20 protein-coding genes and 1 pseudogene are annotated in these 19,738 nt (G+C 67.7%); 11 read left to right on the forward strand and 10 right to left on the reverse strand.

All coding sequences use genetic code 11. The features are described from left to right. Window positions 1-2 precede the first annotated feature (2 nt). The 5 genes and pseudogenes from ADL25_RS38930 to ADL25_RS38950 all read right to left on the reverse strand — a co-directional run. Window positions 3-256, reverse strand: a pseudogene (locus ADL25_RS38930) (IS982 family transposase); the annotation flags it as partial. Window positions 257-294: 38 nt separating this feature from the next. Continuing rightward, window positions 295-1,014 (reverse strand): DUF11 domain-containing protein, encoded by a 720-nt coding sequence (locus ADL25_RS38935; RefSeq protein ID WP_159045108.1) that lies wholly within the window; start codon window positions 1,012-1,014, stop codon window positions 295-297. Window positions 1,015-1,340: 326 nt separating this feature from the next. Beyond that, window positions 1,341-2,369, reverse strand: coding sequence for a peptidase (locus tag ADL25_RS38940; protein ID WP_199839286.1), 1,029 nt, complete (start codon window positions 2,367-2,369; stop codon window positions 1,341-1,343). A 4-nt stretch (window positions 2,370-2,373) separates the two neighbouring features. Continuing rightward, window positions 2,374-2,889: a hypothetical protein gene (locus ADL25_RS38945; protein WP_199839287.1), complete on the reverse strand. Its 516-nt coding sequence runs from the start codon at window positions 2,887-2,889 to the stop codon at window positions 2,374-2,376. Window positions 2,890-3,489: 600 nt separating this feature from the next. Continuing rightward, a complete protein-coding gene (locus tag ADL25_RS38950; protein ID WP_059132635.1) occupies window positions 3,490-3,942 on the reverse strand; it encodes a DUF5707 domain-containing protein in 453 nt (150 codons plus the stop codon). Between the two features lie 501 nt (window positions 3,943-4,443). Here ADL25_RS38950 and ADL25_RS38955 point away from each other — a divergent pair. Both ADL25_RS38955 and ADL25_RS38960 read left to right on the forward strand, forming a co-directional pair. Beyond that, a complete protein-coding gene (locus tag ADL25_RS38955) occupies window positions 4,444-4,848 on the forward strand; it encodes a hypothetical protein (RefSeq protein WP_059132749.1) in 405 nt (134 codons plus the stop codon). Window positions 4,849-5,156: 308 nt separating this feature from the next. After that, window positions 5,157-6,692, forward strand: coding sequence for a CYTH and CHAD domain-containing protein (locus ADL25_RS38960; RefSeq protein ID WP_059132636.1), 1,536 nt, complete (start codon window positions 5,157-5,159; stop codon window positions 6,690-6,692). A 93-nt stretch (window positions 6,693-6,785) separates the two neighbouring features. On the opposite strand, the gene ADL25_RS38965 is transcribed toward ADL25_RS38960, so the two are convergent. Next, complete coding sequence (locus ADL25_RS38965) at window positions 6,786-7,718, reverse strand: helix-turn-helix transcriptional regulator (protein WP_159045109.1); 933 nt, start codon at window positions 7,716-7,718, stop codon at window positions 6,786-6,788. Between the two features lie 70 nt (window positions 7,719-7,788). Here ADL25_RS38965 and ADL25_RS38970 point away from each other — a divergent pair, with 70 nt between their 5' ends. Continuing rightward, window positions 7,789-8,469: a class I SAM-dependent methyltransferase gene (locus ADL25_RS38970; protein WP_159045110.1), complete on the forward strand. Its 681-nt coding sequence runs from the start codon at window positions 7,789-7,791 to the stop codon at window positions 8,467-8,469. Window positions 8,470-8,550: 81 nt separating this feature from the next. Further along, window positions 8,551-9,201, forward strand: a complete 651-nt coding sequence (locus tag ADL25_RS38975) for a hypothetical protein (protein WP_159045111.1) — start codon at window positions 8,551-8,553, stop codon at window positions 9,199-9,201. 170 nt (window positions 9,202-9,371) lie between these two features. Here the strand turns inward: ADL25_RS38975 and ADL25_RS38980 are convergent, their stop codons facing one another. Then, window positions 9,372-10,310 (reverse strand): tetratricopeptide repeat protein, encoded by a 939-nt coding sequence (locus ADL25_RS38980; protein WP_059132640.1) that lies wholly within the window; start codon window positions 10,308-10,310, stop codon window positions 9,372-9,374. Between the two features lie 659 nt (window positions 10,311-10,969). Here ADL25_RS38980 and ADL25_RS38985 point away from each other — a divergent pair. The 6 genes from ADL25_RS38985 (at window position 10,970) to ADL25_RS39010 (ending at window position 16,546) form a co-directional block, all read left to right on the forward strand. After that, on the forward strand, window positions 10,970-11,980 hold the full coding sequence (locus ADL25_RS38985) for an aldo/keto reductase (RefSeq protein ID WP_059132641.1): 1,011 nt from the start codon (window positions 10,970-10,972) through the stop codon (window positions 11,978-11,980). A 43-nt stretch (window positions 11,981-12,023) separates the two neighbouring features. Continuing rightward, complete coding sequence (locus tag ADL25_RS38990; RefSeq protein WP_059132642.1) at window positions 12,024-12,440, forward strand: SRPBCC family protein; 417 nt, start codon at window positions 12,024-12,026, stop codon at window positions 12,438-12,440. Window positions 12,441-12,739: 299 nt separating this feature from the next. Further along, window positions 12,740-13,786: an aldo/keto reductase gene (locus tag ADL25_RS38995; protein ID WP_059132643.1), complete on the forward strand. Its 1,047-nt coding sequence runs from the start codon at window positions 12,740-12,742 to the stop codon at window positions 13,784-13,786. 160 nt (window positions 13,787-13,946) lie between these two features. Then, the gene (locus ADL25_RS39000) at window positions 13,947-14,378 is read left to right on the forward strand and encodes a hypothetical protein (RefSeq protein ID WP_059132644.1); all 432 of its coding nucleotides are present in this window, start codon (window positions 13,947-13,949) and stop codon (window positions 14,376-14,378) included. A 9-nt stretch (window positions 14,379-14,387) separates the two neighbouring features. Beyond that, a complete protein-coding gene (locus tag ADL25_RS39005) occupies window positions 14,388-15,248 on the forward strand; it encodes an alpha/beta fold hydrolase (RefSeq protein WP_059132645.1) in 861 nt (286 codons plus the stop codon). 524 nt (window positions 15,249-15,772) lie between these two features. Then, window positions 15,773-16,546 carry an SDR family NAD(P)-dependent oxidoreductase gene (locus tag ADL25_RS39010; RefSeq protein WP_059132646.1) on the forward strand — a complete coding sequence of 258 codons (774 nt, stop codon included), beginning with the start codon at window positions 15,773-15,775 and terminating at the stop codon, window positions 16,544-16,546. A 228-nt stretch (window positions 16,547-16,774) separates the two neighbouring features. Here ADL25_RS39010 and ADL25_RS39015 read toward each other — a convergent pair whose 3' ends face one another. Both ADL25_RS39015 and ADL25_RS39020 read right to left on the reverse strand, forming a co-directional pair. Further along, window positions 16,775-17,716 (reverse strand): polysaccharide deacetylase family protein, encoded by a 942-nt coding sequence (locus ADL25_RS39015; protein ID WP_059132647.1) that lies wholly within the window; start codon window positions 17,714-17,716, stop codon window positions 16,775-16,777. Between the two features lie 90 nt (window positions 17,717-17,806). Then, window positions 17,807-18,370: an SDR family NAD(P)-dependent oxidoreductase gene (locus ADL25_RS39020; RefSeq protein ID WP_059132648.1), complete on the reverse strand. Its 564-nt coding sequence runs from the start codon at window positions 18,368-18,370 to the stop codon at window positions 17,807-17,809. Between the two features lie 239 nt (window positions 18,371-18,609). On the opposite strand from ADL25_RS39020, the gene ADL25_RS39025 reads away from it, so the two are divergent. Continuing rightward, complete coding sequence (locus tag ADL25_RS39025; RefSeq protein ID WP_059132649.1) at window positions 18,610-19,032, forward strand: MerR family transcriptional regulator; 423 nt, start codon at window positions 18,610-18,612, stop codon at window positions 19,030-19,032. A 185-nt stretch (window positions 19,033-19,217) separates the two neighbouring features. On the opposite strand, the gene ADL25_RS39030 is transcribed toward ADL25_RS39025, so the two are convergent. Next, the gene (locus ADL25_RS39030) at window positions 19,218-19,571 is read right to left on the reverse strand and encodes a VOC family protein (protein WP_059132650.1); all 354 of its coding nucleotides are present in this window, start codon (window positions 19,569-19,571) and stop codon (window positions 19,218-19,220) included. Window positions 19,572-19,738: the final 167 nt, after the last annotated feature.

Here is a 19,738-nt window from a genome sequence, read left to right on the forward strand (position 1 = left end):
GGAGCCGGACGGAGGTCCAGCAGCGTCTCGCGCTCGTCGGTCCGCGACGCGGTCAGGGCGAAGGCGGTCGGCGGGCCCTGCAGAGTGCACGCCATGTGCCACCGCAGGCCCCACTGGAAGCGGTTGCAGTCGGCGCAGTACCCGTACTCGGCCCAGCCGGCCTGGTGCGCACTTGACGGTTTCACGGGAGCGGCGGCAATCCACTGGTGGAGTCCACTGTGCACATGTCGTCGCTGCACATCGAGGTGTTGGCGGCTCCGCGCCTTCAGCTACGCCGACGTGGGCTGAGCGTTGTCAGCGGTCGTGGCCCTCGCACTGGTCATGGCGCCTGTCGTGGCCGTCGTGCCCGCCGCCGTCACGCCCGTGGTGCTCGTAGTGCTTGATCGTGGTGGTGTCGGTGGCGGTGTGGGTGGTGGTGTCACCGCCTCCAGTGACGGTAGCGATATTGGTGAGCCGTGCACGGGCGTTACAGGGGACGTGGACCTTCAACGAAACGGGCGGGTAGCTGTGTCCGGCAGGCAACACGTCGCTGCGGGTACAGGTGAGGGTGGCCAGAATGCAGTGCCATCCCCCGCCCGTGATCCTGCCGGCCCGAAGACCTGCGGGGAGGATGTCATGGACGGTGACCGTGGTGCCATTGGTCGGGCCGGCCGCGGCGGCGGAACCCACAGTGATGGTGTAAACGCCGTCCTCGCCTTGGATGAAGGTGTTCGCGTGATTCTTGGCGATGGTCAGAGACGGTTGGCCGACTGAGATGACCGTAAATGTGAGGCCGGTGCCGGCATTGCTGTCGGTGCCGCCGGGGTCAGCGGTGGCGGTGCCACTGGGTTCGGTGAGGCCTGTGGTGGTGACGGTGTCGACCACCGACACCGTCCGCTCGTTGGCCTGGTCGACGTAGGAACTCTGATCCGTGGCGGTCCAGGCTGTGGCCAGGACAATCGGCGGAATGGCTAGCCCGGCAGCCACCACCGCCCCCGTCTTGCGGGCCCGCACCCTCAGCGACGATCGAGACATGCCGCCGCTACCTCCCGTGCCGCAGCTTGCTCCAGCCCGCCCTCTCCCCTGCCTGAACACCGACATCTCCGTTTCCAAACCGTCCATAACGAGCCGTAGATACTCATCTTTACGCTTCCGCGAGTGGGCTCGTGATTACGACACGACCGTGATCGCGGCGAGCACACGAGACTCGACAAACACATCGGGTGGGCGCGGGGTACGCCCAGGTCGCAGCGCCGGCGAGGATGCCGTCGGCGCAAAAAAGTGGCGTGCTCGATGACGACGTCATGCGTCGCCCGCGGAGCAGATCAGCAGGCTGCGGGGGCGGGGCTCGGTCGGAGTCGTCACCGGCGGCGCCGGAGGAACTTGGAGAGCAGAAGGCACAAAGCGATGAGGACGAGGGCTGAAAACCCGGCGACCACAGAGGTAGGCAAGTGCCCTTGCTGGGCGGCCGACGCGGCGACCGCCCCTGCGCTACCCAAAGTCGTCGGGAAGGTGATGGTGGCGCGCGTGGTGTGCTCGACCAGGCCGCTTTTGAGCGTGAGCTTCACGGTCCATGGGCCGTCCGGCAACCGTGCGTCCAACGGGACGACCGCTTCCGCACGGTCGCTCGGAGCCAGTGTGGTGCCCGTCTTGGCGGCGAACGGTCCAGCGCGCAGTCCACCCGGTCCGTCGAAGAGGGAGAGTGCCCCGCTGACGTCCAGGGCACGACCCCCCGTGTTGTGGATGCGGGCGCGAAGCTCACCCCGACCGTCGCGGGCTCGGGTCGGATAAAGCCGCTCGATCTTGAAGTCCGACGGTGGCTCACCACCGGGACCGACGTCGATGTACATCCGGAGGCCCACCCGGCCCAGCATCGTCAGATTGTGCGAGCGGTCCGTACCGGTGCCCGTCTGCGCCCAGATGACGCCGTATCGCTCACCGGCGGCGGCGTCCCTGGGAACCCGGATGGTGGTCCGTACCCGCGCCGTTTCGGAGGCCGCCAGCTCAAGGTCCGCCGTGTCGAGTGACGTCCAGCCGGTCAGCTCGTTGGGGGTGCGCTGCGGCGCGAAGGTGAACTTACCCTTCGCGATGGCGGCCGCCGCAGCGTAGACGCTGACGTGCATCGGTGTGGACGACTCGTTGGTGACCTCCACCCGCCGCTCGATGGTCGAGCCGGGCGCGAGGTGGTCGACGATGTAGGCATGCGCCCTGGGATCGGCACGTCGGCTTTCCGGAGCGTCGAGCAGCTTGATACCGATGGTCCTGTTCGCAGCCGGGTGCCGGCCGGAGGGCGCTCCGGGGGCCTCGTGTCCCGCTGCCGGCATCACCCCGGCCGCTTGTACGAAGGCCAGCACCAGCAGTAGGACCCAGTACCGGCGCGCACCCTTCATTCCGTCAGGCAACGGACTGGGTCAGCGTTCCGGTGTAGGTCCCGCCGATGGCGCCGGCGGGCACGTTGACGGTGACAGTCGGGTTCCAGGTCGCGGTGTTGTCTCCGACGCCTTCGGTCCCGGTGACTACCGGCGTCGCGGTGTGGCTCAGCGTCACGGGCGTTCCGGTGGCGGTAATGGTACCGGTCGTCGTAATCGACCCGGGATCGTAGTTGGCGTTGGTGGCGGGGATCGTCGACGCCCCGTTCGTGAAGTCCGTCTCCGCCGCGGTTGCCGTCCAGGAGGCGAAGGCGAGGGCGCGGTCGTCGGTGACGGTCACGACGCCGATCGCCCCGCTGATCGCGGTGCCGGGCGCTCCGGAGCCGAGGTTGGCGCTGACCGGTGCCGACAACGACAAGTCGCCGGACGAGACGGTGAAGTTGACTGTGGTGCTGGGGTCGTCCGCCGCCACGGCGGGGCCCGGCTGGACCAGGACGAGAGCAGCGGCTGCGGCCGCGACAGATAGGCTTCGTGCACGCACGATAACTCCCGAAGTAGCCGCCTGTCAGTGGAAATACCGGCTGACGGCGGACATGCTGGTTGACGCGACGCAGACAATCGGGCGTGGCCTGTTCACACAAGGCGACGCGCGCCGCACTCCGCCGTACGAATGACCACATTTCAGCCGCAGCGAAGCCCGGTGCGCCTCGCCGGCAGCCTCAGATCGCCTGGCCGCGATGACGAAGGATGGCAGCGAACGGCTTTGGGAGCTGAGGCTCGAAGTCCGCCATCTCGAAGTCCGTCATCTCGACCTCAGCCTCTCCATACGCCGGCCATGGGCCCTCGAGCCGCGACCGCCGCGGCCGCGAGGAATTCACCCGGCGACACGGAGTTCCGTACGGGCGACGCCCGCTCCGACGGTTCCGACTCCATCACACCCCACCACTCCCGCACACGTCACAAGCGGGGCAGCCAGGTTGTTCTCGGTTTCCGCCGCGTACGCTTCGGCGAAGGTGTCGTAGTCGTGCGTCTGCCGCGTTCCATCGGTGCAGCCCGGTAGTCACATGATCTTCCGGGCGGAACCCGATTCAGTGCGTGTCCAGTCACCCGGGTCGAGCGGTCGTTCCCCAGAGTGTCGTGTTCAGTCGACGGTGAACGCCGCAGCCTTGTCGTCCAGGGTCGTTGTGCCGTCCTTGGCGGTGGCGAGTACGGCAACGTACCAGGCACCGTGCGGGGACGCCGCGGCCTCCGCACCTGCCACACCGGTCTTGTAGGTGCATCGCACCGTGTCCGCACCGGCGGGCTCACAGGTCGCCGGCTCGGCTCCGGCCATCTCCTTGGCCGTCGGCTCCATCTTGGCGAGGGACGAATCCGCCGGCCAGGCCATCACCTTCAGGCTCCTTAGACCCGAGGACGCCGTCACCTCGGTGGTGAAGGAGAAGGTGCCTTGGCCGTCGCCTTCGGGGGCGGTGTAGTGGGCGACGCTGTGCGCCAGGGTGGGGGGTTGTTCCTCGGTGTTGGCCAGGGCGAAGGCTCCGACGCCACCGAGGACGACGACACCGGCTGTCACTGACAAGGCGATACGTCGGGCCATGGCGTGTTCTCCGTAACTGTCTCCGCTGGATCGAACCGGCGCCGTCGGTCGAGCGCCTGCACCGATACTGGCAACGCGAGAGGCCTCACACGTGAGCACACGTACTCAACTCGACCTAGGGCATCGACCTGAGCGGTCACATCCAGCTGACGTGTGTCCCGTTTCCGAGCGCGATGAGTGGTACATCACCGGCGACGCGCGAAGGTGATGGTCTACGGGCCGGCGTCCGTCAGCGGGCTGCGATCCCAGTCTCCGAATTGTTCTACGACCGCCATTCCGGCATCGGCGAGAAACGTCGACAGCGCGTCCGGAGCGAGGAAACGCAAGGTCCTTCGGCTCCGTCTGGGCCGGTCCACGCGAGCGTGCCAGACTCCTCCATGCTTGGCGTCCGGTTCAGTGGCTCGGCCTGGAGTGGTCATGCGCGGTGTTGGGGTGCCGCGGCGAAGACTTCGCGGAAGCCCGTGGAACCACCGGCTCAGAGCCAGATCGGGAGGTGCAGTGATGAGCAGCGTGAAGTGGGCGGCGACGTCACCGCGATCGGGGCGATTCTGCGCAGTGGAGAGGGGTTCGGACATGCTGGGTCTGTCGGATCTTCACGACGAATTGCGCGCGCGTGGCCAGGGATACATCGAAGTCCGGCTGTCGACGGGCGAGTTCCCTCTCCTGACCATGGGCTTCCGAGGCAATCACGCAGTCCTCCATCTGTTCCAGGACGTCGAAACGGCGTCACTTCTGGTCGGGGACGGCTCGGTCGCCGCGAATACCGTGATCGACGTCCCGATCATGGACGAGCAGGCTGAGTTCACCGGACGTTTTGTCCTGAGTGCCGATCATGCATGGGGCGTCATGTGGCACTTCATCGAAACCGGGGAGCCTCGCGACCTGGGTGAATGGTGCGAGTTGTAGCCACGAAATGATCAGTCGGCGGACAGCACATCATGGACGTTCCAAGAGGGGACTTCGGCAGCACCGGATTCCGCGCGACTGGATAGGGCTCGCATTCGGGGGCGGGGTAGTCGGGGGCAGCCGACACCGGGTGTCACCCGTGCCCCGTCCGACGCCCTTGGCGTCGAGAGGCGGCTCAATCCTGAACGGAGTCGAAGAGATGCGCCCCGTTGCCCGCTCTCGCCGCTCATGGCAAAACACCCCCACGGGGTGACCAAAAGCGGCGTACGTGGAGGTTTGAGGCCGGGGATTTCGTCTACGGGCACTGTATGGCCCAGTCGACACGAGAGACAGAACGCAAGTACGCGGCGCCCACGGACATCTCTTGGCTGCCCGATCTGACCGCAGTGGAGCCGGTCGCCACGCTCGCCGAGAGTGGAGTGCAGGAGCTGGACGCCGTCTACTACGACACCGATGATCTGCGATTGACCCGTACCGGGGCGTCTTTGCGGCGCAGGACGGGCGGCACGGACGCCGGCTGGCACCTGAAGCTGCCGTTGCCGGACGACAGCCGGGAGGAGATTCAGACCCCGCTGTCGTCGGAAAGCGTCCCCCCGGGCGAACTGCGGGAGCTCACCCTCTCCCGCACTCGCGGAGCACCACTGCGGCCGGTGATGCGGATCCGTTCCACCCGTTCCCTGCGCCATCTCCTGGACGCCGAGGGCCACGTCCTGGCCGAGCTGAGCATGGATGCTGTGCGCGCCGACGCGCTGGTCGACGGCGGCGGCCACGGGGTGTGGACGGAGATGGAGGTGGAACTGGCTGGTGAGGGCGGCCCCGCCCTTCTGGACGGCATCGAGAAGGTGCTGCGGAAAAACGGAGTGGACCGCGCGCAGAACCCGTCCAAGGTGGTGCATGCTCTGACGGAGACGACGGGGCTCCTGAAACGCACGGCGGACGCGCGCGTCCAGTCCGCACCGGGATCGGCCGGCGCTCATGTGCTCGCCTATGTGGACCGGCTGGTCGGCGACCTGATGGATCTCGACCCGGCCGTCCGTCGCGACCTGCCCGACGCGGTGCACCGGATGCGTACGACGGCCCGCCGTCTTCGCGGCTGCCTGCGGTCCTACCGTTCCGTCCTCGACCGCGAGTTCACCGACCCCGTACGGCGGGATCTCAGGTGGCTCGCCGGGGAGCTCGGGGCGGAACGCGATCATGAGGTGCTCCGGGAGCGGCTGGCCTCGGGCGTGCGGGAACTGTCCGGCGAGCTGGTCCTCGGCCCTGTGACCGCACGGTTGCAGGCCTGGGATGTGGGGCGGCGGGCCGAGTGCCGTCGACGTACCCTCGACGCCCTCGCTTCGCCACGCTACCTGGATCTGCTGGACAAGTTGAAGGCGCTGACGGACGCTCCGCCGCTGCGCGCCAAGGCGGCCCATAAGCCCGAGAAGGTGCTGGCCAAGGCGCTCCTCAAGGAGTACGGCCGGCTGGAGAGGCGTATGAGCCGTGTGCTGCAGATGCCCTCCGGCACCGAAGGGGACGCCGCCGTCCATCACGCCCGTAAGGCCGCGAAGAGGCTCCGCTACGCCGCGGAGGCGGCCCGCCCCGCCCTGGGAAAGCCCGCGCGGCGTGTCGGCAAGCGCGTCAAGGCCGTCCAGCAGGTGAGCGGTTCGCAGCACGACGGCGTTGTGGCTTGCGACGCTCTGCGGCAACTGGCCGTCTCCGCACACTCGGCGGGCGAGGCCGGCTTCACCTGGGGCGTGCTCTACGGCCAGGAGAGGGCCGCGGCCGATGCCCGCGAGCGGCAGCTTCCCGGAACGTGGGCTGATGCCCGCGCGGCGGCCCGCCGAAAGGTCCTTCTTCGCTGACGGCTTCCGTAAGAACTCGGTGCGGCACGGTGCGAGGGCGGGCAGAGGTGCCGGTGGGCTCTGCGCCCTGGGAACGGGAACGAAACGGCTCCCTCAGGGCCTTGGGCTGCCTGCGGGATCGGCGCCGGCCCGCCGCCACCGGGCGGGGCTCATTCCGTGCACCTTGCCGAAGGTACGGGCGAAGTACCCGGCGTCCGGGAAACCCACCCGCCTGCCGATCTCGCCGATCTGCAGATCACTCGCCGCAAGCAGCCGCCGGGCCTGGACCATCCGGCGCTCGGTGATCCACTCCTGCACCGTACGCCCGGTGCGACGGCGCACCGTCGAGGTGAGGTGGCCCGGGGAGATGTTCACCGCCGCGGCGACGTCACGCAGGGACAGCGGTTGCGGATAGCGCTCTTCGATGACCTGGAACACCTCCGCGAGCAGTGGTTCGCGGTTCTCACGGAGGTCGCCCACAACATCTGCGGCAAGCCGGGACACTCCGACCAGCAACAGGGTCAGGTGGGCCAGGGCCGCCTCCCGATAGCCTTCCTGGCGTTGTGTCAGCTCGTTGTGAAGTGCCCCGAGGCGGGCGGTCCAATCGGGCTGCTCCGGCTCGGGCACCCGCAAGCGCAGGGCGCCGATCGCCCCACCGCGGACGAAGGGGAACAGCAAGGGGTGCGTGCGCCAGGCCAGATGGGCGCCGGGCACGTCCGGACCGAAGGCGTCCGCGGTGAAGAAGACTCCCCAGCCGTGGGCCTGGGCGAGGTCGGTGGCGGTGATGTGGCCCATCACGTCGCCGGGCGCGACGACGAACAGGTCGCCGGCTTCGATCGACCAGGACTGCCGGCCGGTGCGCAACACCCCGCCGGCGGTCGGGAAGTACGCCAGTCCCGGGAAGTCGTGGGCGTGTTCCTCGAAGGTACCGGTGTTCTCCCAGCTGTGGTCCAGCCGCCTGGTCGCCACGGGCAGTTCGCCGGGTGCCGGCAGCATCGAGTACGTCGCCGGCCGGTCCCCGGCGGGCGCCCTTCGTACGGTCCGCACCGTCGAATCGTCCCATGGAAGCCGCATATCGGTACAGGTCCGCAGCCCCGGGCGCGGTCAGAATGACGACATGACCGAAAAACTGTCTCAGTCGCGTTCCGAGCGCGACTACATTCCGGGCTTGGGCCGGCACTTCCTGACGCCGCTCTACGACGTGGCGCACCGAGTGTTCGGGCTGCACTCCGTCCACAACGAGATGATCGAGCTTGCGGAGTTGAGGGGCGGGCACCGGGTACTGGATGTCGGCTGCGGAACCGGAAACCTGCTGAGGGCGACCGGTCGACGTCATCGGAGCGTGGAACTCGTAGGTCTTGACCCGGACCCGAAGGCGCTGACCCGCGCCGAACGCAAGGCGCGACGTGCGGGCCTCACCATTCGCCTGGACCGGGGCTTTGCGCAGGAACTGCCCTATGAGGACGGCTCGTTCGACCGGGTCTTCTCCAGCCTGATGCTGCACCATCTGGACCGCGCATCGAAGGACGCGCTGCTCGCCGAGGTGCGGCGGGTGCTGCGGTCCGACGGGCAGCTGGTCCTGGCCGACGCGGTCCTCGACGAGCAGGGGCACCACCGCGGGCACCGGCAGGGCGGGATGCGCGGCCGGATGCGCGAGCAACTGCAGGACAACGTGGGCGATGCCGTGGCGCAGAGGATCGCCGATGCCGGCTTCACCGTGGAGCCGACCCGTACCGTGTCACTGCGGATCGGCGGCTCGATCGGCATCGTGTCGGCGCGCCTTGACGGCAACTCCTGAGCCGCCGGAAGTACTCAGCGATGCGCATACCCTGGCCCCGGCGCTACCCTCCGGACTGACATGGGCGACGGGGGGGGGAACATGAACAGGCTTCTCGTATGTGTGGCCGGTGCGGTGCTGCTCTCGGCGGTGGCCTGTACCGCAGGGGGTGGCCCGTCAAGGGTGAAGCCGTCATCGAGGACCTCCTCGACGCGCACGGCGTTGCCGCGGGCCGCTACAGCCGACCCGGGCCGGGTGGTCGACGCGTCCAGATCCGCCCTCACAGCAAAACTGTCCGTCAAGGACCTTCCGGGCCCGCACGGGATGTTCACCGCCGCTGTCGGCCAGAGCGCTGCCACGTTCGCCTGGGAGACGGCCGACGGGCGCTTCTGCTCCGGTTCGGCCGCCACGGACGGCGGGTTCATCTCGTCGTTGTGCGTCTCCGACCGCCGCGACACCCCCTTCTCCGTCCGTCCCATGCTCGTTCCCCTGCTCAGCACGTACACGTTCGCCGAGGTCCATGTGTTCGGCGCGGACCGTGAGATCGTCCGGGCGGTGACGTGCAACGGCAGACCTCTCGCGGTCCGCCGACTGCCACCCGTCCTGGACGGTCGGCGTGCGCTCTACGCCTTCGCCCTCTCGGAACCGACGGCCGGACGGGTCACCGTCACCGTCGTCCGCGGTCGTGCCACGGCCACGGAACACGTGGAGCTGTTGGGCGGGCACCTCCAACACAAGGCGTCGTGCCGCTGAAGCGGGACGGGAGCGGTGGCCGGTGGTGAGCGCCCGGGACTCCGGACGTGCGCGGGGGCGCCGCTCTCACGACCGGTAGCCGTTGCGGCCGCAGGCGGGGTTGAACGTCTCGGCCCCGGAGAAGTGACGAGAGACCCGCTCCCGACGGCGGCCGTGTCCTCGAGGACGACTCAGCTGTTCCGGATGCGCCGGGCCTCGGCCACGAGCTCGGCAGGCAGAGCGGGTCCCGCACATGCGTGGTCGATCAGCAGGTCCCTGTAGGAGCCGTTCGGCAGGTGGGGGGCCAGTTCGATGAGCTCGTTCAGATCGGCAGGCGAGCCGGTGAGCCGTGCCCGGTAGGCGGCGGCCGCCGCGCGGAGAGTGGGTTCGGTCGGCCCGAATTTCATTCCGTGTTCGGTCAGCCGAATCGCGGCAAGGAAATCCCCCTGTTCGGCACGCACGTCCGCCAGGTCCAGACACAGCGACCAGTTGGCAGGGTCCAGGGCCAGTGCACGCTCGAACGCCGCCGCGGTCTGTTCGAGGGAACCCAGCTTGCGCCACGTGCCCGCTCGCACAACTTCCGTCAGCATGATCCGCTGAACGGAATCCGCCCGATTGCAGAGGGCCAGCGAGGCATCGGTGAGTCCACAAGCCCGGAGCAGAATCGCCATCTTGGCCAAGGCCTCCGGCACGGGCCGCCGGAAAGAGACCACGTCGATGGCCCGGAACCAGGGCCGGAAACGCTCCCGCATGGCCTCGGTGTCCAGATCATGGCCGTAGTCCATCGTGCGCATCGCGGCCTCGGCCAGCGCCTCGGCACTCACCCAACCGAGAAACCGTTCATCGTTGAACCACGGGGCTTTTGCCCAGGCGATGTCGGGTTGCGCGCCCGTCACCGATCCGATTGCGAGCGCCGCGGCGTCCATGTCGCCCTCGAGGAAACTGACGTAGGCGTGCGCCGGTACCGCCCGCCAGGAGTCGGCGTCCCGAACGATCTCGGCCAGCTCCGCGGGCTTGTCTCTCCACAGCTCGGCAAGGACCGTGTACGGCTCCGGATTGTCCGGCGCGGAGGCCATGGCGCCCGTCAGGTAATGCAGGGCAGTCGCCGGGTTGCCTCCGCAGTGCGCCATCACCCGTGCGATGCCCAGTCCGGCTGCTCCTGACCGATTCGACACCGTAAGAGAGTATCCCCTGCTCGGGCCGACTGTCGGCCCCACTTGGGCTTGCCGGACGCGATTCCATGATCACGATCGATGACGAACGATGGTTCGACACGCCTGGTCTGCTCGAATCGATGTTCCCCAGGCCGACCCGCCCTCGGACCTGCGACCGACATCACGAGCGCGCCTCCCAGACAGCCCACTGGCGTTTGCCGTGGCGCCCTGGTGGTACTCGCCGTCACGGCCTGTTGTGGCGTCCAACCGCTCCGGGTCGTTGCCCTGCACCCCTCAGTCCCGGTACGCCGCGATGCGGGTGGCCGACCACCCACACACGTCGGCCGCGCCGGCCTTACGGCTCCCTCAGCGACGGCTGCCCTGAACTTTGGTGTCGCGCGGGCAATGCGCCGGCGCCCAGGTCGGCGTCACCACGGTCGTGGCGGGCGGCGGGCGGTCCGGGCCGTCTGGCCGGGGCGCGTGCCGAGTCTCGTCGCTCTCCCCGTCCTCGGGCTCATGCACAAACATCCGCACATCGGAAATCCCGGCCCGGCGGACAACCCTCCGGTCGCAGAGCTCTCGACACACCCCGGACCCCGGACACCACCACGAAGCAGCTTCGAAAGGACACCGCCGTGAAGCTCCGAGAGATCGTCCCCGACCGGATCGGCTTCGGCACCGCACCACTGGGCAACATGTTCCGCGCGGTCCCGGACGACGAGGCGCGCGCCACCGTGCAGGCAGCATGGGACGAGGGCATCCGCTACTTCGACACGGCCCCGCTCTACGGTGCCGGTCTGGCCGAGCTACGACTGGGCGAGGTGATCTCGCAGCAGCCCCGCGACGCGTACGTGTTGTCCAGCAAGGTCGGTCGAGTCATCCTCGACGAGGAGGAAGTCGGCGCCCGGGACCTGGGCGAGAAGGGGGCCCTCTTCGAGCACGGCCGCAAGAACAAGATCGTGCACGAGTGGACGGCAGAGGCCACCGAGCGCTCCCTCGAAGGAAGCCTGACACGACTGGGCGTCGACCGGCTCGACATCGTATGGGTCCACGACATCGCACAGGACTTCCACGGTGATGCGTGGCTGCAGAAGTTCGAGGAGGCGCGTACCGGCGCGTTCCGCGTGCTGTCCCGCCTGCGCGACGAGGGTGTCATCAGAGCCTGGGGACTCGGCGTCAACCGCACCGAACCCATCGAGTTGACCCTTGCCCTGGACGAGCCCCAGCCCGACGGCTTCCTGCTGGCCGGACGTTACACCCTGCTCGACCATGAACACGCACTGCAACGACTGCTGCCCATGGCCGCCGAGCAAGAGGTGGGCATGGTCGTCGGAGGTCCCTACAGCTCGGGGATACTCGCGGGTGGCACTCACTTCGAGTACGCGGACGCCTCACCGGAGATCGTCGAAAAGGTGCGGCGCATCAGGGAGATCACCGACCGGTACGCGGTGAGCATCAAAGGTGCCGCCCTGCAGTTCTCCCTCGCCCACCCCGTCTCCGTCGCCGCCGTTCCCGGCGCCACGAAGCCCAGTCGTATCGCCGAGGACATCGCTGCCGTCCAGGAGAAGATCCCTGCCGGCTTCTGGGTCGACCTTCGTCAGTCCGGTCTGGTCAGCCCTCAGGCGCCGCTCCCGGAGGGTGCCTGAAGGACACCCGTCAGAGTCGACCGACAAGCCCGAGGGAAACACCATGGCATCCACATCAGTAAGCCGACTCGTACCCGCGTCTCCCGAACGCGTATGGAAACTGATCGGCGGTTTCGGTTCCCTGCCGGACTGGCTCCCCTACATCTGCGAGAGCACTCTCCTGGAGGGAGGCCGCGTCCGGCAGCTGAAGAACCCCGACGGTGACGTCATCATCGAGCGTCTGGTGGACTTCGACGACACCGAACGCCGCTACAGCTACGCCATCGCACAAGCACCCTTTCCCGTGGTCGACTACATCTCCACACTGCGGGTACATTCGATCACCGGCCGGGACGACACTGCCGAAGTGCAGTGGTCGGGACGCTTCGTCCCCGACGGAGCCACCGACGAAGAAGTCGTCACCCTCTTCACCGACATCTACCGCGACGGCCTCGACTCCCTTCACAAGGCACTCGGCTGAAGCTGTGTGACGGTCCTGCCCCCCGGTACCCCTGTCCCACCAAACCACCCCCGGCCGAGGGCCCGTGCACACCGACTTCTCGGAGATCCGGCGCCGCAGCCCCGCGCGGGACCGGGATCCGGCCCTGACCCGGCGCCTGCCCAATCATCTCCAAGCCGACAGCGCATCCGAAGTCATCCATCAACCGAGGAACTGACGGGTCCAGCCCGGTCGTCTGATGACGACCTCACCGGATCCGCTCGGAGCCCACGGGCACGGATCCGCCGTGGCGCTCACGCAACACAGCGGAGAGGATCGTAATGGAATTCAGGCAACTGGGCCGGTCCGGCCTGCGGGTGTCGGTGCTCGCCATGGGAACCATGACCTTCGGCGGCAGCGACGTCTTCGGAAATGTCGGCCACACCGATGTATCCGGCGCCAGGCGCCAGATCGACATGTGTCTCGATGCGGGCGTGAACCTCGTCGATACCGCCAACATGTATTCGGCGGGCGCCGCAGAGAACATCCTGGGTCAGGCGATCGCGGGTCGGCGGGATCGTGTGCTGCTGTCCTCGAAGGTGCGCCTGCCGATGGGTGAGGGGCCCAATGACGAAGGCCTGTCCCGGTATCACATCCTCGAGCAGATCGAGGGAACTCTGCGTCGACTGAGGACCGACCATGTGGACATCTACCATGTGCACCAGTGGGACGGACTGACGCCGCTCGAAGAGACGTTGGGGACGCTCGACTTGCTGGTGCGTTCCGGCAAGGTCCGCTACCTCGGGGTCTCCAACTACTCGGGCTGGCAGCTCATGAAGGCGCTCTGTGTCGCCGACACGCACGGCTGTCAGCGCTTCGTCAGCAATCAGATCTACTACTCGCTCGAGTCGCGTGACGCCGAATACGAGCTGGTGCCGCTCTCTCTGGATCAAGGACTGGGCATCATGGTGTGGAGCCCGCTGGCGGGCGGACTGCTCTCGGGCAAGTACCGGCGTGGGCAGGACACCACCGAAGGCCGGCATCTCACGGAATGGTCCGAGCCCCCCGTGCGCAACGAGGACAAGCTGTACGACACCATCGAGACCGTTGTCGACATCGCGTCCGCGCATGACGCCTCCCCCGCCCAGGTCTCCCTTGCCTACCTGCTCGCAAAGCCGGGCGTCACCAGCGTCGTCGTCGGTGCCCGCAAGGACGAGCAGTTGGCCGACAACCTCGGCGCCCTCCATGTGCGGTTGACGGACGAGGATGTCGACCGGCTCGACAGGGTCAGCGCGCCGGACCTGATCTATCCGCATTGGCACCAGGCCGACTTGGTCGCGGGCCGGTTCAGCGAGGCCGACCTCGCCCTGCATCGGCCCGCCAGATGATCGAGTCCATGCCGAAGCGCTCGGCATCCCTCGGTATCCCGCACGGCACACGCTCGGATTGCGGAGCGGGAGGCAGCGTGCAAGCTGAGAAAAGGAACGCCCCATTTCACAGCGCCGGGCTCGCCCCGAGGCCCGAGCGACAACACCCCGAGGGATGGGCATGACATCACCAACCACGTCGGATGCGGTGGGCGAGTTCCGCAGGCTGAGCAATGGCGACCCGGAGCTGCAGGCGCACGGCAAGTACTACTCCTGCAGTTTCCTGCTGGACATGGAGCACCATCGGTTCCTGGTGCGGATGCACAAGGGCACGGTCGAAGAGCTGGTCACCGATCCCGAACCTCTCTCGTCGTACGACTTCGCGATCCGCGCCGATGCCGAGACCTGGCACGGCTTCTGCCAGGAAGTCCCCCCACCCATGTGTCACGGCATCTGGGCGGCCACGTTCCGGCGCGGCATGCGTCTGGAGGGCGACCTGCTCGTCCTCATGCAGAACCTGCGCTGCGTGACCCGCCAGCTCGAGCTGCTCCGGATCACAGGCCCACTCGGCGGCGCAGGCCGGGACACGGCCCGCCGAGACGCACGAAGGTGAGGAGTTCCCATGGCCAGCGGCAGGATCTCCCCGGTGACCGGCCATTACGTCACCATCGATGTGGAGGACGCCGAGTACAAGGTCTTCTACCTGGAGAACGGGCAAGGTCAGCCGCTCGTCTGCCAGCACACCGCGGGCTGCCACAACCACCAATGGCGGGGCCTGCTCGAGGACGAGCAGATCACCGGCCGGTACCGGGTGATCGCCTACGACCTCGCCCGTCACGGCAAGTCCGACCCTCCGCTGAACCAGGAGTGGTGGAAGCACGAATACCGGCTCACCGCAGACCATTTCACGGCGTTCGTCGTCGCCTTCTGCGACGCCCTCGAGCTGGAGAACCCGATCTTCATGGGCTCGTCGTTCGGAGGGAACGTCGCTCTGCAACTGGCCCTGCGACATCCGGACCGGTTCAAGGCGGTCATCCCTGTCGAAGGAGCCGACTACTCCCCCGGCTTCTACCTCGACTGGTGGCAGCACCCCCACGCCAACGCCGCCCAGGTGTGCGCCAGCGGCGTCTGGGACCTCATGGCTCCGCAGTCCCCTGATCACGACCGCTGGGCCACCTGGTTCTACTACACCCAGGGATCCGAGGCGTTCAAGGGCGACCTGTACTTCTACTCCGTCGACCACGATCTACGGCACTGCCTGAGCGAGATCGACGGCGAGCGCTGTCCCGTGATCATGCTCACCGGTGAGTACGACTACCTCACCACACCCGAGGACGGTCGCCGTACCGCAAACGCCATCCCCGGAGCGGAGTTCATCGAGATGAAGAAGATCGGCCACTTCCCGATGAGCGAGAACTACCCGCGCTTCGCCCAGTACCTCAACCTGGCACTCCACCACATCCACGAACGAACAGACACTTGAATCCTCCCCCAGCTGAAGCGGGGGGATTCCTGGCTCACGTTGGCTGCAGGTCAGCGACCAGCAGCTCTTACACGATCAACACCAGCCGGGTTGAGACCAGCCCGGTTTGGTACGGCAAAGCTTGGAGGTGCCTTGGTTCTCGATCGGCACGGTGTGCGCGCTTGGTTCTCGCAACGCACGCCGCACACCCTACCCGATCATGTGGGCGGTCTTTCGCCCTAGGGGCGAAACCCCGTTCCCGCCCTGCTCCGCAGGGGGCCGATTCCGCCCCGGCCTGAAGGCCGGGGCGTCCTCGGAGGTATTTGGTGAAAACGGGACCGCGCCACACTCCCGCACCCTTGGCGGGGCGACTCGATGTGCCGGGGGTGTACACGCGGCCCGACCAGGCGCCGCCGCCATCGGCGAGCGTGCCGCCCATCCGTCTCCCCCACGTCTGATCCCTCGCCTTCCATCACCGGCCCGCGCTCCACACCACCAGCCCGCAGCGCCGAGGGCCGCGCCGCCATCGAAGGGAAGCCCGGTTGATGAAGATCGATCTGAGTGGACGCATCGCACTGGTCACCGGCTCGACCGCCGGTATCGGCGAGGCCGCCGCGCAAGCGCTGGCATTCGCTGGAGCCGACGTCGTGGTCAACGGTCGGAACGCGGACCACGTCAGTGAGACGGCCAAACGACTCGGAGCCCGTGGGATCGCAGCAGACGTCAGTACCGGCGAAGGTGCCGCTGCCCTGATCGAGGAACTGCCCGATGTGGACGTCCTCGTCAACAACACAGGCATCTTCTCCACCCAACCGGTGTTCGAGATCCCCGATGAGGAGTGGCTGCGGTACTTCCGGATCAATGTGCTCTCCGGGGTGCGCCTGGCGCGGCACTACGCGCCGCGCATGAAGGACCGCGGCTGGGGCAGGGTGATCTTCGTCAGCAGTGAAGCCGGAATCCAGACCCCCACGACCATGGTCCATTACGGCATGACCAAGACGGCCCAGTTGGCGGTCTCGCGCGGAATGGCCCAGGAGCTGGCAGGCACCGGGGTCACCGTCAACTGCGTGTTGCCGGGTCCGACCCTCAGCTCCGGTGTCCTGGAGATGTGGGCAGAGCTGTACCCCGGCCTGGATCCCGCCGAGCAGGAACGGCGGTTCGTCGCCGACGGGCGCGCCGCGACGTCGCTGCTCCGCCGGCTGATCCGGCCGGAGGAAGTGGCGAACCTGATCGCCTATGTCGCATCGGAGCAGTCGACGGCGACCACGGGTGCGGCACTGAGCGTCGACGGCGGCTTGGTCCCCACCATCTTCCCCTGAGCGCACTGCGACCAGGTGCCGCAGTCGCCCGGTCGAGATGCTCAACGGTGACGCCGACCGGGCCGGGTCAGCCGGTGCCACGACGGCGGGCGAAGTGTTCCGCCCTGCCGCTCGGGGCGCCGGGTGGCCGGTGCCAACACGCCGATCGCCGACAGTGGCGAAGAGGCACGATGCGCTGTCGGTGGTCCTCTCCGAGAAGCGGGGAAGGAACCGTGCGGGTGCCGCGTCCTATGCGGGGTCGTGCCGGATGTCCATGCCTGCCTGGGTCGCGACGTACCGGGCGATGTCGGCGTGGGTGGCGAACCAGACACCGGGATGCGCGGTGATGTGGTCGAGGAGTTCGGCCAGCACGACCAGGCGTGAGCGGTGGCCGATGATGTGGGGATGCATCGTGAGCTGGAAGACGCCACCTTCGCGGTATGCCTGGTCGAACTCGTCCCGCCAGATGCCCAGGACCGACCGGGGCGGTGTGTAGGGGCGCAGGCCAGCGTAGCGCTCCATCATGAAGTAGGGCGCGTCGTCGCGAATCCACTCCACGGGAATCTCCACGACCCCGGTCGGCCGACCGTCCTCCAGCAGTTCGTACGGATCGTCGTCCGCCATGAGGGACGAGTCGTACAGCAGCCCCATGTCGCGGGTGATGCGCAGGGTGTTGTCGGAGAAGTCCCACGACGGGGTGCGAATCCCGACCGGACGGACACCGGTGATCTGCTCCAGAGTGTCGGCACTGCGCTGTTGCAACTCCCTTTCGTCCTCGGCCGTCAGCAGCATGTTGCGCTCGTGGATCCACCCGTGGATTCCGACCTCGTGGCCCTCTGACACATATGCTCGGGCCTCTTCCGGATGGAGCAGGGCGGAGACGGCCGGCATGAAGAACGTGGCAGGGGCCGCGTGTCGGCCGAGCAGACGGAGGATCTTGGGTGCGGCCACCCGGGATCCGTACTCGCCCTGGGCGAGCCTGCCGGGGCGTGTCTCCCCGTCGCGGAGTGCGGGGGTCTCGTGGTCGGAGTCGAAGGAGAGGGCTACGGCCATACGCGCACCCTGCGGCCACACGGCGGGAGCAAGGGAGCGTCCGGCTCGCACCCGTTCCACATGCCCCCGCCAGGTGTCCTCGGTCCACTGCCACGGGTCCCCGCCCGCGTCCGCCGGCCCTGCGTGCTTCTCCGCCATGACCAACTCCCGTTTCCTTTGACGTGCTCCCTGGTCCGGAGTCCCAGGACTCCGGCCTGGAGCATCCAACCTCTCGGGCGGCTCCCTGTTTCAACGCGCACTGCGGACACATGTACCCCTCTCGCTGACGCTCCACAGGCGTTTGGCGTCTCCTCCCGTCCGTCGGCGATGTTTCGACGCCGCCGACGGAAGCGCCCACACCCGCCTTGATGAGCGGCACGGCCCGGTCGAAGGGCCTCGCGTGACCACCCGCGGGGCCGGCGACCTGCGCAGCGCCGGTTCCAGCAGCGCCGTGAGCGCGAAGTGGCCGAGGTGGTTCGCGGCGAAATGGCGCTCGGCACCCTGCTCGGTCACGGAGTGCTCGACCATGGAGATGCCCGCGTTGTTGATCAGCACGTCGACGGCCTCTTCCTCGCCGATTTCCTCGGCCGCCCGGCGGATCGACCTGAGATTCAGCAGATCGACCTGGCGTACCTCCACCTCGGCGCCCGGATACGCCCTGCGCAGCGAGGACGCCACCTCGTCTCCCCGGGCCGCGTCACGCACTGCGAGCAGTACCCGGCCCCCGCGCGCCGCGAGCTCACGCGCGGTCACCCGACCGAGACCACTGGTCGCACCCGTGACGACGAAGGTACGCCCCTGCTGATCGGCCATGCGCTCCGCGGTCCACCCACCGCCGCTGCGCCTGCCTCCTTTCGTTGTGGAACCCGTGGTCTCTCTTGATCTCACATTCCTGGAGACGATCTCGATCGACCCGCTTCCGCAGGTCTTGGAATGTCGAGAAAGCTAAACCTTTCCATTAGTGTGAAGGTCAAGCGGCCGACGACGAGGTCGCCCATCAGCGTCCCAGAGGGGCGCACCGTCGGTATGGATGGCTGGTCGAGGAGAGCGAAATGAAGATCGGAGAGCTAGCCGAGAAGACGGGTGTCGCGCCGCGACTGCTTCGCTACTACGAAGAGGTCGGCATCCTGCATCCGTTCCGGAGCGGCAACGGTTACCGCACCTACGGCGAGCCCGCCATCGACCGGGTCCTGCAGATTCGTGAGCTTCTCGAAGCCGGCCTGACGACGGAGATGATCCGAGAGGTCCTGCCCTGTCTCGACGCCGCGAAGGAAGAAACGGAAGCTCAGGCGTGCCCGGTGGACGACAAGGATCTGGACGGCCTGCGGCGTCAGCTCATCAGCATCGAACGACGCATCGACGTGCTGCAACGCAACCAGCGTGCGATCAAGTCGTATATCCGCGCCTGGGAGAAAGCCGGGGTCGCTTCGCCCGCAGCGAGCGCTGGTCCGCAAGAGGCTGAAGTCCGTCGATAGCACCGTGGATATGGCGTGTTGAGCGGGGCGATACCCGATGACCGACGGAGACCAGAACGTCCGTGGGTGTCCCGAGACAATCCGCAGAAGGTGAAGTGGGGACCTTTGCGCCGGGCTCGGCACATGCCCGCACTTCACCGACCCGGATGGTCACCGGCCCTGATACCGCCTGCGTGAGGACGCCGTCAGGCGGGCTGCCACAACTCCAGCCGATTGCCCGCGGGATCGGTGACCCAGCCGAATCGACCGACGCCTTCCATGTCCTGGGTCTCCTCGGCCACGTCCGCTCCCTTGGCACGCAATTGCGCGAGCATCGCGTCCAGGTCACGGACCCGGAAGTTGAGCATGCTCTGCTGGGCGCGGGACCCGAAGTAGTCGGTCTCGGACTCGAACGTCGCGAACACCGTCATCCCTGGTTCCTGATGCCAGATGCCCTGCTCATCGGCGTCCAGACCTAGGCAGTCCCGGTACCACGCGCCCAGGGCCCCCGGGTCGGTGGCCCGCACGAAGTATCCGCCGATTCCAAGCACACGTTCCATGTCGCCATCATGCCAGGACGGTGATCGTGCGGGCAGACACCACACCATCGCCCGCTTCACAACCCCGTATCGATCGTGAGGAAGTCCCCGCTCTCAGCCCACGGCGTCAGCGTTGTCCTGGCGGTGCAGACACGCGGACCGTGGGAGTCCCGCGGCGATCGGTCATC

Origin of the sequence: Streptomyces sp. NRRL F-5122, assembly GCF_001507435.1 — a bacterium.
Lineage (GTDB): Bacteria > Actinomycetota > Actinomycetes > Streptomycetales > Streptomycetaceae > Streptomyces > Streptomyces lannensis.